General features: G+C 66.6%; 11 protein-coding genes, 2 rRNA genes and 1 riboswitch (1 of these 14 running past the window's edge). Of the genes, 12 read left to right on the top strand and 1 reads right to left on the bottom strand.

Features of this window, described 5'->3' with window-relative positions; genetic code table 11:
* From EBH09_RS05375 to EBH09_RS05320, 12 genes are all read left to right on the top strand, one after another.
* Positions 1-2,635 (top strand): 23S ribosomal RNA (locus EBH09_RS05375); it begins 487 nt to the left of the window's first position.
* Positions 2,636-2,722: 87 nt separating this feature from the next.
* Positions 2,723-2,839: ribosomal RNA gene (gene rrf / locus EBH09_RS05370) — 5S ribosomal RNA — on the top strand.
* Positions 2,840-2,948: 109 nt separating this feature from the next.
* The gene (locus tag EBH09_RS05365; protein ID WP_121745816.1) at positions 2,949-3,557 is read left to right on the top strand and encodes a CDP-alcohol phosphatidyltransferase family protein; all 609 of its coding nucleotides are present in this window, start codon (positions 2,949-2,951) and stop codon (positions 3,555-3,557) included.
* A 113-nt stretch (positions 3,558-3,670) separates the two neighbouring features.
* Positions 3,671-6,166, top strand: coding sequence for a mannose-1-phosphate guanyltransferase (locus EBH09_RS05360; protein WP_121745815.1), 2,496 nt, complete (start codon positions 3,671-3,673; stop codon positions 6,164-6,166).
* A gap of 168 nt (positions 6,167-6,334) precedes the next feature.
* Positions 6,335-7,171: a DUF881 domain-containing protein gene (locus EBH09_RS05355; RefSeq protein ID WP_238697189.1), complete on the top strand. Its 837-nt coding sequence runs from the start codon at positions 6,335-6,337 to the stop codon at positions 7,169-7,171.
* Positions 7,168-7,500, top strand: a complete 333-nt coding sequence (locus EBH09_RS05350; protein ID WP_003977440.1) for a small basic family protein — start codon at positions 7,168-7,170, stop codon at positions 7,498-7,500. The genes EBH09_RS05355 and EBH09_RS05350 overlap by 4 nt, the downstream gene beginning before the upstream one ends.
* Positions 7,501-7,505: 5 nt before the next feature.
* Positions 7,506-8,387 (top strand): DUF881 domain-containing protein, encoded by an 882-nt coding sequence (locus tag EBH09_RS05345; protein ID WP_121745813.1) that lies wholly within the window; start codon positions 7,506-7,508, stop codon positions 8,385-8,387.
* 61 nt (positions 8,388-8,448) lie between these two features.
* Positions 8,449-9,402, top strand: a complete 954-nt coding sequence (locus EBH09_RS05340) for an FHA domain-containing protein (RefSeq protein WP_193776118.1) — start codon at positions 8,449-8,451, stop codon at positions 9,400-9,402.
* Positions 9,403-9,444: 42 nt separating this feature from the next.
* Positions 9,445-10,182 (top strand): MerR family transcriptional regulator, encoded by a 738-nt coding sequence (locus EBH09_RS05335; RefSeq protein WP_121745811.1) that lies wholly within the window; start codon positions 9,445-9,447, stop codon positions 10,180-10,182.
* An 84-nt stretch (positions 10,183-10,266) separates the two neighbouring features.
* The gene (locus EBH09_RS05330; protein ID WP_030189411.1) at positions 10,267-10,740 is read left to right on the top strand and encodes a bifunctional nuclease family protein; all 474 of its coding nucleotides are present in this window, start codon (positions 10,267-10,269) and stop codon (positions 10,738-10,740) included.
* A gap of 193 nt (positions 10,741-10,933) precedes the next feature.
* The gene (locus EBH09_RS05325; protein ID WP_193776117.1) at positions 10,934-11,617 is read left to right on the top strand and encodes a MerR family transcriptional regulator; all 684 of its coding nucleotides are present in this window, start codon (positions 10,934-10,936) and stop codon (positions 11,615-11,617) included.
* A gap of 70 nt (positions 11,618-11,687) precedes the next feature.
* Entirely contained in the window at positions 11,688-13,139 is a 1,452-nt protein-coding gene (locus EBH09_RS05320) for a DNA polymerase IV (protein ID WP_238697188.1), read from the top strand.
* 45 nt (positions 13,140-13,184) lie between these two features.
* Here EBH09_RS05320 and EBH09_RS05315 read toward each other — a convergent pair whose 3' ends face one another.
* A complete protein-coding gene (locus EBH09_RS05315; protein ID WP_193776116.1) occupies positions 13,185-13,562 on the bottom strand; it encodes a PRC-barrel domain-containing protein in 378 nt (125 codons plus the stop codon).
* Between the two features lie 149 nt (positions 13,563-13,711).
* Positions 13,712-13,807, top strand: a riboswitch (glycine riboswitch).
* The last annotated feature ends 55 nt before the right edge of the window (positions 13,808-13,862 follow it).

Raw genomic sequence — 13,862 nt, 5'->3', positions numbered from 1 at the left:
GAATCTGGCGGGACCACCCGCTAAGCCTAAATATTCCCTGGTGACCGATAGCGGATAGTACCGTGAGGGAATGGTGAAAAGTACCGCGGGAGCGGAGTGAAATAGTACCTGAAACCGTGTGCCTACAAGCCGTGGGAGCGTCGGACATCAAGCTTGCTTGGTGTCTCGTGACTGCGTGCCTTTTGAAGAATGAGCCTGCGAGTTTGCGGTGTGTTGCGAGGTTAACCCGGGTGGGGAAGCCGTAGCGAAAGCGAGTCCGAACAGGGCGATTCAGTAGCACGCTCAAGACCCGAAGCGGAGTGATCTAGCCATGGGCAGGTTGAAGCGGAGGTAAGACTTCGTGGAGGACCGAACCCACCAGGGTTGAAAACCTGGGGGATGACCTGTGGTTAGGGGTGAAAGGCCAATCAAACTCCGTGATAGCTGGTTCTCCCCGAAATGCATTTAGGTGCAGCGTCGTGTGTTTCTTGCCGGAGGTAGAGCACTGGATAGGCGATGGGCCCTACCGGGTTACTGACCTTAGCCAAACTCCGAATGCCGGTAAGTGAGAGCGCGGCAGTGAGACTGTGGGGGATAAGCTCCATGGTCGAGAGGGAAACAGCCCAGAGCATCGACTAAGGCCCCTAAGCGTACGCTAAGTGGGAAAGGATGTGGAGTCGCACAGACAACCAGGAGGTTGGCTTAGAAGCAGCCACCCTTGAAAGAGTGCGTAATAGCTCACTGGTCTAGTGATTCCGCGCCGACAATGTAGCGGGGCTCAAGCGTACCGCCGAAGTCGTGTCATTGCAGCAATACGGCCAACGCCGGCTGTGATGGGTAGGGGAGCGTCGTGTGCCGGGTGAAGCAGCCGCGGAAGCGAGTTGTGGACGGTTCACGAGTGAGAATGCAGGCATGAGTAGCGATACAAACGTGAGAAACGTTTGCGCCGATTGACTAAGGGTTCCTGGGTCAAGCTGATCTGCCCAGGGTAAGTCGGGACCTAAGGCGAGGCCGACAGGCGTAGTCGATGGATAACCGGTTGATATTCCGGTACCCGCTGTGAAGCGTCAAACATCGAGCATCGTGATGCTAAGGCCGTGAAGCCGTTCCGGACCCTTCGGGGAAAGGAAAGTGGTGGAGCCGCCGAACCAAGCGGTTAGTAGGTGAGTGATGGGGTGACGCAGGAAGGTAGTCCATCCCGGGCGGTGGTTGTCCCGGGGTAAGGGTGTAGGCCGTGCGATAGGTAAATCCGTCGCACATTAGGCTGAGACCTGATGCCGAGCCGATTGTGGTGAAGTGGATGATCCTATGCTGTCGAGAAAAGCCTCTAGCGAGTTTCATGGCGGCCCGTACCCTAAACCGACTCAGGTGGTCAGGTAGAGAATACCGAGGCGTTCGGGTGAACTATGGTTAAGGAACTCGGCAAAATGCCCCCGTAACTTCGGGAGAAGGGGGGCCATTCCTGGTGATGAGATTTTCTCTCTGAGCTGGGGGTGGCCGCAGAGACCAGCGAGAAGCGACTGTTTACTAAAAACACAGGTCCGTGCGAAGCCGTAAGGCGATGTATACGGACTGACGCCTGCCCGGTGCTGGAACGTTAAGGGGACCGGTTAGCTCCATTTCGGTGGGGCGAAGCTGAGAACTTAAGCGCCAGTAAACGGCGGTGGTAACTATAACCATCCTAAGGTAGCGAAATTCCTTGTCGGGTAAGTTCCGACCTGCACGAATGGCGTAACGACTTCTCGACTGTCTCAACCATAGGCCCGGTGAAATTGCACTACGAGTAAAGATGCTCGTTTCGCGCAGCAGGACGGAAAGACCCCGGGACCTTTACTACAGTTTGATATTGGTGTTCGGTTCGGCTTGTGTAGGATAGCTGGGAGACTGTGAACTCTGGACGCCAGTTCAGGGGGAGTCGTCGTTGAAATACCAGTCTGGTCGTGCTGGATGTCTAACCTGGGTCCGTGATCCGGATCAGGGACAGTGTCTGATGGGTAGTTTAACTGGGGCGGTTGCCTCCTAAAGAGTAACGGAGGCGCCCAAAGGTTCCCTCAGCCTGGTTGGCAATCAGGTGTTGAGTGTAAGTGCACAAGGGAGCTTGACTGTGAGACCGACGGGTCGAGCAGGGACGAAAGTCGGGACTAGTGATCCGGCGGTGGCTTGTGGAAGCGCCGTCGCTCAACGGATAAAAGGTACCCCGGGGATAACAGGCTGATCTTCCCCAAGAGTCCATATCGACGGGATGGTTTGGCACCTCGATGTCGGCTCGTCGCATCCTGGGGCTGGAGTCGGTCCCAAGGGTTGGGCTGTTCGCCCATTAAAGCGGTACGCGAGCTGGGTTTAGAACGTCGTGAGACAGTTCGGTCCCTATCCGCTGTGCGCGTAGGAGTCTTGAGAAGGGCTGTCCCTAGTACGAGAGGACCGGGACGGACGAACCTCTGGTGTGCCAGTTGTCCTGCCAAGGGCATGGCTGGTTGGCTACGTTCGGGAGGGATAACCGCTGAAAGCATCTAAGCGGGAAGCCTGCTTCGAGATGAGGACTCCCACCCCCTTGAGGGGTTAAGGCTCCCAGTAGACGACTGGGTTGATAGGCCGGATCTGGAAGCACCGCAAGGTGTGGAGGTGACCGGTACTAATAGGCCGAGGGCTTGTCCTCAGTTGCTCGCGTCCACTGTGTTGGTTCTGAAACCACGAACAACCCGCCCCGGGCCACGGGGTGTGCTGGTTGTCTGTTTCATAGTGTTTCGGTGGTCATAGCGTAGGGGAAACGCCCGGTTACATTTCGAACCCGGAAGCTAAGCCTTACAGCGCCGATGGTACTGCAGGGGGGACCCTGTGGGAGAGTAGGACGCCGCCGAACTCCTCTTAGAGCTCTGGCTCTTGGGCATGCAGCCCGAGAGCCAGAGCTTTTTTGCGTTGAGGTAAGGTCAGGGAGCACCATTGGCCCTTTCACCCCAGGAGGCCCCCGCGTGGAGGTCCAGGAGACCCGCGTGCAGACCGACCGGGTCCTCACCATCCCGAACATCCTCAGCATGGCGCGCCTCGCCGGCGTACCGCTCTTCCTGTGGCTGATCCTGCGGCCCGAGTTCGGCGGCCCGCAGAGTGACGGCTGGGCGCTGTTGGTGCTGGCCCTGAGCGGAATCAGTGACTACCTGGACGGCAAGCTCGCGCGGCGCTGGAACCAGATCAGCCGCCTCGGTCGCCTCCTGGACCCCGCCGCCGACCGGCTCTACATTCTCTCCACTCTGGTGGGACTCACCTGGCGTGAGATTCTCCCGCTTTGGTTGACTCTTGTACTGCTTGCCCGGGAAGCGGTCCTGCTCGTGATGGTGGGCATCCTGCGACGCCACGGCTATCCCCCGCCGCAGGTGAACTTCCTGGGGAAGGCCGCCACCTTCAACCTCATGTGCGCCTTCCCACTGCTGTTGCTCAGTGACGGAAGCGGGTGGATCGCGTCACTCGCCGCTGTTTTCGGATGGGCGTTCGCCGGGTGGGGTACAACCCTGTACTGGTGGGCAGGTGTTCTCTACGTGGTACAGGTCCGCCGTTTGGTCCGTGCGGACACCATGGCCGACTGAACTCACCGATTGTGCGGCCCTCAGCGGCCGGATGGCCCCCACGGCAAAAGTGCGGGACGCTGGTCGGGTGAAGTCGGTCAATCCGTCGTCTCTTAGAGGAGGACGCTTCCGACATGAAGGCCGTCGTGATGGCTGGAGGCGAAGGCACGCGCCTTCGTCCCATGACCTCAAGCATGCCCAAGCCGCTCCTGCCGGTGGTCAACCGGCCGATCATGGAGCACGTTCTGAGGCTGCTCAAAAGGCATGGTCTCAACGAGACCGTCGTCACCGTCCAGTTCCTGGCCTCGCTGGTCAAGAACTACTTCGGTGACGGCGAAGAGCTCGGAATGGAGCTCACCTATGCCAATGAGGAGAAGCCACTCGGTACCGCCGGAAGCGTCAAGAACGCCGAGGAGGCGTTGAAGGACGATGCGTTCCTCGTTATTTCCGGCGATGCCCTGACCGACTTCGACCTCACCGACCTGATCAATTTCCATAAGGAAAAGGGCGCGCTCGTCACCGTGTGTCTGACACGCGTGCCCAACCCCCTGGAATTCGGCATCACCATCGTCGACGAAGAGGGTAAGGTCGAGCGGTTCCTGGAGAAGCCGACCTGGGGTCAGGTCTTCTCGGACACCGTGAACACCGGCATCTACGTCATGGAGCCCGAGGTATTCGACTACGTCGATCCCGACGTGCCCGTGGACTGGTCCGGTGACGTCTTCCCGCAGCTGATGAAGGAAGGGAAGCCCGTCTACGGCTACATCGCCGAGGGCTACTGGGAGGACGTCGGCACCCACGAGAGCTACGTGAAGGCCCAGGCCGACGTACTGGAGCGCAAGGTCGACGTCGACATCGACGGCTTCGAGATCTCCCCCGGCGTCTGGGTGGCCGAGGGCGCCGAGGTCCATCCCGACGCCGTGCTCCGCGGGCCCCTCTACATCGGCGACTACGCCAAGGTCGAGGCCGGTGCCGAAATCCGGGAACACACGGTCGTCGGCTCCAACGTCGTCGTGAAGAGCGGTGCCTTCCTGCACAAGGCCGTAGTTGCCGACAACGTGTACGTCGGGCCGCACAGCAACCTCCGGGGCTGTGTCGTCGGGAAGAACACCGACATCATGCGTGCCGCGCGAATCGAGGACGGCGCGGTCATCGGGGACGAGTGCTTGGTCGGTGAAGAATCGATCATCCAGGGCAACGTCCGGGTCTACCCGTTCAAGACCATCGAGGCCGGTGCCTTCGTCAACACCTCGGTCATCTGGGAGTCCCGGGGCCAGGCGCACCTCTTCGGCGCCCGAGGAGTGTCCGGCATCCTGAACGTGGAGATCACGCCGGAACTGGCGGTGCGGCTGGCCGGCGCCTATGCGACCACGTTGAAGAAGGGCTCCACCGTCACCACGGCCCGGGACCACTCGCGTGGTGCCCGCGCGCTGAAGCGGGCGGTGATCTCGGCCCTGCAGGCCAGCGCCATCGACGTACGGGACCTGGAGAACGTACCGCTGCCCGTGGCGAGGCAGCAGACCGCGCGGGGCAGTGCCGGCGGCATCATGATCCGGACCACGCCCGGGGTACCGGACTCCGTCGACATCATGTTCTTCGACGGACAGGGTGCCGACCTGTCGCAGGGCAGCCAGCGGAAGCTGGACCGGGTGTTCGCGCGGCAGGAGTACCGGCGGGCGTTCCCGGGAGAGATCGGGGACCTGCACTTCCCGTCCAGCGTGTTCGACTCGTACACCGGGTCGCTGCTGCGGAACATCGACATCACGGGCATCGCCGAATCCGGGCTCAAGGTGGTCGTGGACGCGTCCAACGGCAGCTCGGGACTGGTACTGCCCAGCCTGCTCGGGAAGCTGGGTGTCGACTCGCTGACCATCAACCCAGGTCTCGACGAGTCCAGGCCGACCGAGTCGGCCGACATGCGGCGGTCGGGGCTGGTGCGCCTCGGGGAGATCGTGGCGTCCTCCCGGGCCGCGTTCGGTGTGCGCTTCGACCCGGTCGGTGAGCGGCTGTCGCTCGTCGACGAGAAGGGCCGCATCATCGAGGACGACCGTGCGCTGCTGGTGATGCTCGACCTGATCGCGGCCGAGCGGCGCAGTGGCCGCGTCGCACTGCCGGTGACGACCACCAGGATCGCCGAGCAGGTGGCGGCCTACCACGGTACCCAGGTCGAGTGGACGACCACCTCGCCCGACGACCTGACGCGGGTCGGCGGTGAGGAAGGCGCGATCTTCGGCGGTGACGGCAAGGGCGGCTTCATCGTCCCGGAGTTCAGCAGCGTCTACGACGGTACGGCCGCGTTCGTGCGGCTGATCGGACTGGTGGCGCGGACGCAGCTCACGCTGAGCCAGATCGACGCGCGGATCCCGCGGGCGCATGTCCTGAAGCGTGATCTGGCGACTCCGTGGGCGGTCAAGGGCCTGGTCATGCGGCGGGTCGTCGAGGCGGCCGGAGACCGCTTCGTGGACACCACGGACGGCGTGCGTGTGGTGGAGACCGACGGACGCTGGGTGATGGTGCTGCCCGACCCGGCCGAGGCGGTCACCCATCTGTGGGCCGAGGGCCCCGACGACGCGTCCGCGCAGGCGCTGCTCGACGAGTGGTCCGCGGTGGTGGACAGCGCGGGCCGTTAGGGAATCGTCGCACTCGTGCGTGCCGGACAAGTGTCCCCAAGGGGGCCTGTCCGGCACGCCGGTGGGGCCATTCGGAGGTAGCGGCCGTGGCGTGCGACGATGTGCGGCATGCCGCAGCAACCCCCCGTTCGGAGCACATTCACGCGGCCCGCGCGCCCGGACGCGTCCATGTCCTTGCTCACCAACGTCATGGACCACAGCCTCGACGACGGATACGCCGAGGCCGCCGCGCGGAAGAAGGCCGAGGGCACCGGCGGAATGCCCAAGACCCTTCGCGCCAAGCTCGGACTGGCCGCCGGGCTTGTGATGGCCGCCCTGGTCGTCACGGTCGGTGCGGCCCAGGCGCGAGTCGCGGCTCCGGCCGTCGCCAAGGAGCGCGAAGAGCTCATCGACCGCATCGAGGGCGAGACCTCGACGGCCGACAAGCTCGAGGAGAGCGTCGACAAGCTGCGTCAGGACGTGAGCGCGCGGCAGCGCGAGGCACTCGAGAAGAACGGCGACAGTGACCGCTCCGACCTGTTGGGCGTCCTGTCGGGCGCGGTCGAGGTGCACGGCCCGGGTGTGAAGCTCGTGGTGAACGACGCCAGGAGCACCGGCACGGGCGGTGACGGGCAGCCGCGCGGCACCTCCGGGTTCTCCGACACGGGCAGGGTTCGGGACCGGGACATGCAGCGTGTGGTCAACGGTCTGTGGGAGTCGGGGGCCGAGGCGATCTCCATCAACGGGCAGCGGCTGACAGCGCTGTCCGCGATCAGGGCCGCGGGGGACGCGATACTGGTCGACAACAGGCCGCTGGTGCCGCCGTACAAGGTGCTCGCGGTGGGGGACGGCGAGGGGCTCAGCGCCAGGTTCCAGGACAGTGTCGACGGGCTGTACCTGCACGCCCTCCAGGAGAACTACGGCATCCGGACCGCCATCTCCGTCGCGGACGACCTCGAGCTCCCGGCCGCGACGAGCGTGATCGTACGTACAGCACAGCCGATAACCGAGAAGGGCACATCGTGATCGCCGTACTGGGCCTCGTCGTGGGAGTCGTGGCCGGCCTGTTGGTCCGGCCCGAGGTGCCGGCGGCCGTCGAGCCTTATCTGCCGATCGCCGTCGTGGCGGCGCTCGACGCCGTCTTCGGTGGTCTGCGGGCCATGCTCGACGGCATCTTCGACGACAAGGTCTTCGTGGTGTCCTTCCTGTCGAACGTGGTCGTGGCCGCACTGATCGTGTTCCTGGGCGACAAGTTGGGCGTCGGGGCCCAGCTGTCCACCGGCGTGGTGGTCGTGCTCGGTATCCGGATCTTCTCCAACGCAGCGGCGATCCGACGCCACGTCTTCCGGGCGTGAGGCCGATGAGCGACCACGACGAGCAGAGCGCTGACAGGCTGCGCAAGGAGCTGCCGGACGAGGTGCCACCGGCGCCGCCGGCGGAGCCCCGGGCGGTCAAGGCCCCGGCCGCCGACGCAGCGGCCGAGGAGCAACCGGAGCGGCGGTCCGATCCGGCGCCGGGACTGACCGGTAGGCAGCGGCTCTTCAAGGGGCTTTGGCCGCCGCGCCTCACCCGGGCCCAACTCATCGTCGCCCTCCTCCTGTTCGGTCTCGGTTTCGGCCTGGCGGTCCAGGTGGCGTCGAACAGCGACAGCGACGACGCGCTGCGCGGCGCCCGGCAGGAGGATCTGGTCCGCATCCTCGATGAACTGGACGACCGCACTCAGCGTCTTGAAGACGAGAAGCAGGGCCTCGAGAAGCAGCGCGACGAGCTGGAGAACAGCTCCGACCAGGCAGAAGAGGCCCGCAAGCAGACGCTCGAGAAGGAGCGGCAACTCGGCGTTCTCGCGGGCACCGTGGCCGCGCAGGGGCCCGGCATCACGGTGACGATCGAGGACACGAAGGGGGCGGTCGAGGCGGACATGCTGCTCGACGCGATACAGGAGCTGCGCGCGGCGGGCGCGGAGGCGATCCAGGTGAACGGCGTACGGGTGGTCGCCGGCACGTACCTCGCGGACTCCGACGAGACCGTGAGCGTCGACGGGAACAAGATCAAAGCGCCCTATCGTTTCCAGGTCATCGGCAAGCCGCAGGACCTCGAACCGGCTCTCAACATTCCTGGAGGTGTCGTGCAGACTCTGGAGAAGGAACAGGCCACCGTTACCGTTGAGCGGTCGAGCAAGATCGTCGTGGACGCCTTGCGAGCGGTGAAGCGGCCTGACTACGCTCGGTCGTCCTCCCAGTGAACCGGTGGTGCATGGGGGGCGACCGGCGAGGGCATGAGGTTGCGGGGGGTCGGCGCACCGATTGGGTGGTGCGTGGTGGAAACTGTCTGGTGGAGACGGACGTTGTGAAGGTGTCCGGGTCGGTCAGTACGGTCAGTCAGGGTTCGTCCTGCCCCACGGGCGGGTCTGTTTCGGTCAAGGGGAATCGCCCGTGAAGTTGTTTGCGAAGTTGTTCGGCAAGAGCGCGCGAGAGGGTCGCGAGAACGCGACCGCTCGCCATCGGGCGCAGCCTGATGCGGAGGGCGGGCGCCCGATGTTCCGGGACCAGGTGGCTGGTCCGGGCGGTGGCATTTCCGGTGGTCAGGGCGCGCCGTCTGTTGACCCTGCGCAGTCCGGCGACATAGGTTTCGGGCAACCGTCAACTACGGGTGGAGGGTTTGCCCCCGGTCCGTACGCGTCGAATGCCCCGGCGGGGCAGCCTCGGCAGGAGGATCCGTCCATGTCGGCCCTGGTGTGCACGAGGTGCGGTAACCGCAACGCGGAGAACAGCCGCTTCTGCTCCAACTGCGGCGCGCCGCTGCGTGCCGGGGCGGTTCCGGAGCGTGCGTCCGAGACGACCTCCACGATCTCCATCTCCGGCCTGGAGGCGTACGACGCCGAGGTCACCGGCCAGACGGCGATGCCGGCGCTCTCTCCCGAGGCGCAGGCGGCGGTCGACGCGCTGCCGCTCGGTTCGGCGCTCCTGGTGGTACGCCGCGGTCCGAACTCCGGCAGCCGTTTCCTGCTGGACGGTGAGCTGACCACCGCCGGGCGTCATCCGCAGAGCGACATCTTCCTGGACGACGTGACGGTCTCGCGCCGGCACGTGGAGTTCCGCCGCAGTCCGGACGGATCGTTCACGGTGGCCGACGTCGGCAGCCTGAACGGCACGTACGTCAACCGCGAGCGCATCGACCAGGTCGCCCTGTCGAACGGGGACGAGGTGCAGATCGGCAAGTACCGGCTGGTCTTCTACGCGAGCCAGCGGGGTTACTGACCCGCCCCCGGGCACCGCCCGGGGAACCTCCAGGGAAGGTCCATGCTTCAAACACCGAGCGGCGGTGCCGGGCACGGCACCGCCGCCACGGACAGTGGGCTGATGAGCATCGGCGCTGTGCTGAACGCGCTGCGCGACGAGTTCCCCGACGTCACCATCTCCAAGATCCGGTTTCTGGAGTCGGAAGGCCTCGTCGAGCCGCGGCGGACCCCGGCCGGGTACCGCAAGTTCAGCGCACACGACGTCGAGCGCCTCGGCCAGGTGCTGCGCATGCAACGGGACCACTATCTGCCGCTGAAGGTGATCCGCGAGCACCTGGACGCGATGGAACGCGGCGAGGCCGTGCCGTTGCCGACGCTGGGCCGGCAGCGGGGCGGGGAGGCCGTACCGGAGCCCTCCGAGGGCCCCACGGCGGCCCGGATCGGGCGGGACGAGCTGCTCGCCGCGGCCCGGATCGGCGACCAGGAGCTGAAGGAGTGGGAGTCGTACGGGCTCCTCGCTCCGTTGCCGGACGGAGCGTACGACGCCGAGGCGGTCACCGTGGCCTCACTGGTGGTGGAGCTGGGGCGGTTCGGTATCGAACCGCGGCACCTGCGGGTGATGAAGGCCGCCGCCGACCGGGAGGCCGGGCTCGTGGACCAGGTGGTGGCCCCGTTGAGGCGTCACCGCAACCCCCAGACCAGGGCACACGCGGAAGCCCGCACCAAGGAGCTGGCGGGGCTGGCGGTGAGGCTGCACGCGGCGTTGGTGCAGACCGCCCTCGGCGTGCGGCTGCCCTGAAACGGGCGTGCTCGGAGCCCCGAACGCCCACCCCGACCCCGGCCCGACTACCCAAATGTCCCGGGCACGGCCTAGGGTTGCTGTGTGAACGAGCTCGATGTCGTAGGTGTCCGGGTAGAGATGCCCTCCAACCAACCGATCGTGCTGCTGCGCGAGGTGGGGGGCGACCGTTACCTCCCCATCTGGATCGGGCCGGGGGAGGCGACGGCGATCGCCTTCGCCCAGCAGGGCATGGCTCCCGCACGGCCGCTGACGCACGACCTGTTCAAGGACGTACTGGAAGCCGTCGGCCAGGAGCTCACGGAAGTACGCATCACGGACCTGCGTGACGGGGTCTTCTACGCCGAGCTGGTCTTCGCGAGCGGCGTCGAGGTGAGTGCGCGGCCGTCCGACGCCATAGCGCTGGCTCTGCGCACCGGAACGCCGATCTACGGCAGCGACACGGTGCTCGACGACGCGGGCATCGCCATCCCGGACGAGCAGGAGGACGAGGTGGAGAAGTTCCGCGAGTTCCTCGACCAGATCTCGCCGGAGGACTTCGGGACCAGTAACCAGTGAGGCGCGGGGACCCGAGCGATCCAGGGTGCCGCGCGGCCCCTTTCCGGGCACATTCGGCTAGCCTTTCCCCGCGGTTGGGCACGCGAAACCACTCGTAGGGTGATTATCACTCGGCGTGCCGAGTGTGGCGATCGTTGACGCACCCTTGGTGACTGCCTACCGTCGAGGAGGCAGGTCAAGGACGGAGGTCGGCGTGAGAATCAGCGGCGACGGTACGGCTGGGGGTGGCCCCGGGCAGAGCCTCGGGGCAAGCGGTCCGTACCCTCCCACGAGCTCTCGGCTCCGCGCCGGCGGGGGGCATCCCCAGCACGGTGTGGCGGCCGACCCTGTTCCGCAGCGACCGGCTGCCGTCCCGAGCAGCGGAGGGGCGACGTCCATGACGTCCGAGCAGATCGGCTACCGCGGACCGACGGCCTGCGCGGCCGCCGGTATCACCTACCGGCAGCTCGACTACTGGGCTCGTACGGGCCTCGTCGAGCCCAGTGTGAGACCCGCGCACGGTTCCGGGACGCAGCGTCTGTACAGCTTCCGCGACGTGGTCGTGCTGAAGATCGTCAAGCGCTTCCTCGACACCGGTGTGTCACTGCAGAACATCCGCACCGCCGTCCAGCATCTCAGGGAGCGCGGTTTTCGTGACCTGGAGCGGATGACACTGATGAGTGACGGGGCCACGGTCTACGAGTGCACCTCGCCCGACGAGGTGCACGCCCTGCTCCAGGGCGGTCAGGGCATCTTCGGGATCGCCGTCGGCGTGGTCTGGCGGGATGTGGAGGGCGCGCTGTCGCAGCTGCACGGGGAGCGGATCGACACGGGGGAGACCCTGGTCGGACACAATCCGGCGGACGAGCTGGCGCGGCGGCGCAACCGGGCGGTCTGAACACCGCCGAACCCGGCGCACCCCCTGCTGGGACGGGGCTTTGTCAGTGGCGTAGGGCAGCATCGGAGATGTGAGAACCGCGCCCACGATCCTGCATCTCGACATGGATGCCTTCTTCGCCTCGGTGGAGCAGGCGTCCAAGCCGAGCCTGCGCGGGAAGGCCGTCGTGGTGGGCGGCCTCGGACCACGGGGTGTGGTCGCCACCTGCTCGTACGAGGCGCGGGTCTTCGGCGTCCACTCGGCGATGCCCATGGGCCAGGCCCGGCGGCTGGCACCCAACGCCGCGTACCTGGTCCCGCGCTTCGAGCTCTACCGGTCGATCAGCGAGCAGGTGATGCGGTTGCTGCGCGGGCTGTCGCCGCTGGTGGAGCCGCTGAGCCTGGACGAGGCCTTCGTGGATCTGGAGGCCGGCGGGGCGGCCTGGGACGCGGAGTCGGCGCGGCTGGCCGGCACGAAGCTGCGCACGGACATCCGCGCCGTCACCGGCCTCACCGGTTCCGTGGGGCTGGCAGCCTCCAAGATGCTCGCCAAGATCGCGTCGGAGGAGGCCAAACCCGACGGGCTGGTCCTGATCCCGCCGGGGACGGAGCGGACCATGCTGGAGCCGATGACCGTGCGGACGCTGCCCGGCGTGGGACCGGCCACGGGAGACCATCTGCGGCGGGCCGGGATCACCACGGTGGGCGACATCGCCGAGGCGGGCGAGGACGAGCTCGTACGGCTGCTGGGCAAGGCGCACGGGCATGCCCTGTACGCCATGGCCCTGGCCCTCGACGAGCGACCCGTGGTGGCCGAACGGGAGACCAAGTCGGTGTCGGTCGAGGACACCTACGACGTGGACATCCACGACCGGGTGCGGGTCGGCGTGGAGGTGGGGCGGCTGGCCGACCGGTGCGTGCGGCGGCTGCGCGGCTCCGGGCTGTCCGGGCGGACCATCGTGCTCAAGGTGCGCAGGTACGACTTCTCCACGCTGACGCGCTCCGAGACGCTGCGCGGGCCCACGGACGACCCGGGGGTGGTGCGGGAGGCCGCGGCCCGGCTGCTGGACTCCGTGGACACCACCGGCGGCGTGCGGCTGCTCGGGGTCGGCGTCAGCGGGCTCGCCGACTACACGCAGGAGGACCTGTTCGCACAGGCGGCGGGGGAGCGTGTCCAGGAAGTCGCCGAGGAGCCCGACGCCGAGCCCGTGCGGGAGGACCGGCCGGCCCCCGCCCCCGAGCGCCGGTGGCCGTCGGGGCACGACGTACGCCACGTGGAGTACGGACACGGGTGGGTGCAGGGCAGCGGGCTGGGGCGGGTGACCGTGCGTTTCGAGACGCCGTACTCGGAGCCCGGCCGGGTGCGGACCTTCCCGGTGGACGACCCGCATCTGGCGCCGGCGGAACCGCTGCCGCTGGTCCCGGCCGTGCCGCGAAGACCCGGGGAGGGCGGGCCGGCGACCACGGAGGCCGGCCCGGACCTCGGCGGGGAGACCGACGCGGGGACCGGCCCGGCGGGGTCGGCGCGTCAGGCCTCCGGCTAGGACCTCGCCCTGCCCGGCGGATCGGGTCGCAGGAAGCAGACGGCGTCAGCCCTCTTCCTTGCCCTGGCCCGCCAGCTTGCCGAAGTCGCGGTCGGGGAGCGGGGGAGGAGCGGCTACGTCGAGACCGTAGTGGTGGTAGAGCTGGAGTTCCTGTTCCGGCGAGAGGTGGCGGCCGACGCCGAAGTCGGGGGCCTCTTTGATCAGGGCCCGGTCGAAGGGCACGCGCAAGGTGCCGTCGAGCAGCTCGCTCGGCTCCAGGGGCACGAAGGCGTCCCGGCTGAACAGGCCGGTGCGTATGGCCGCCCACTCGGGGACGCCGGTGGCGTCGTCGAGATAGACCTCGTCGACGGTGCCGATCCGGGTGCCGTTGCGGTCGAACGCCTTGCGGCCGATCAGGTTGCGCGGGTCGATGTCGGTACGCACGGGCCCTCCACTTGGTCGCACTGGGGTCGCGCACCAGCCGACCCACCAGCCGCCGAAATCATCCGTAGTACTACAAAAGAGTACATTTGGCCGGTCGGCCACTCGAAGGTTCGTGCGTCGGCCTCGCTGGTACGCTGGCAAACGGCTGCTGACCCCGTGCGGGAGAGTCCTCCGGACATCATCGGAGGCGCCGAAGGAGCAAATCCTCCCCGGAATCTCTCAGGCTCACGTACCGCACGGACGAGGTCACTCTGGAAAGCAGGGCGGGTGTCGACGGCTTCCGCTCTCACCGACGGTGAA

The organism is Streptomyces sp. E2N166 (assembly GCF_003671715.1).
Classification (GTDB): domain Bacteria; phylum Actinomycetota; class Actinomycetes; order Streptomycetales; family Streptomycetaceae; genus Streptomyces; species Streptomyces thinghirensis.
Note: the sequence above shows the minus strand (reverse complement) of the source record. Positions and strands in the feature narration are given on the sequence as shown.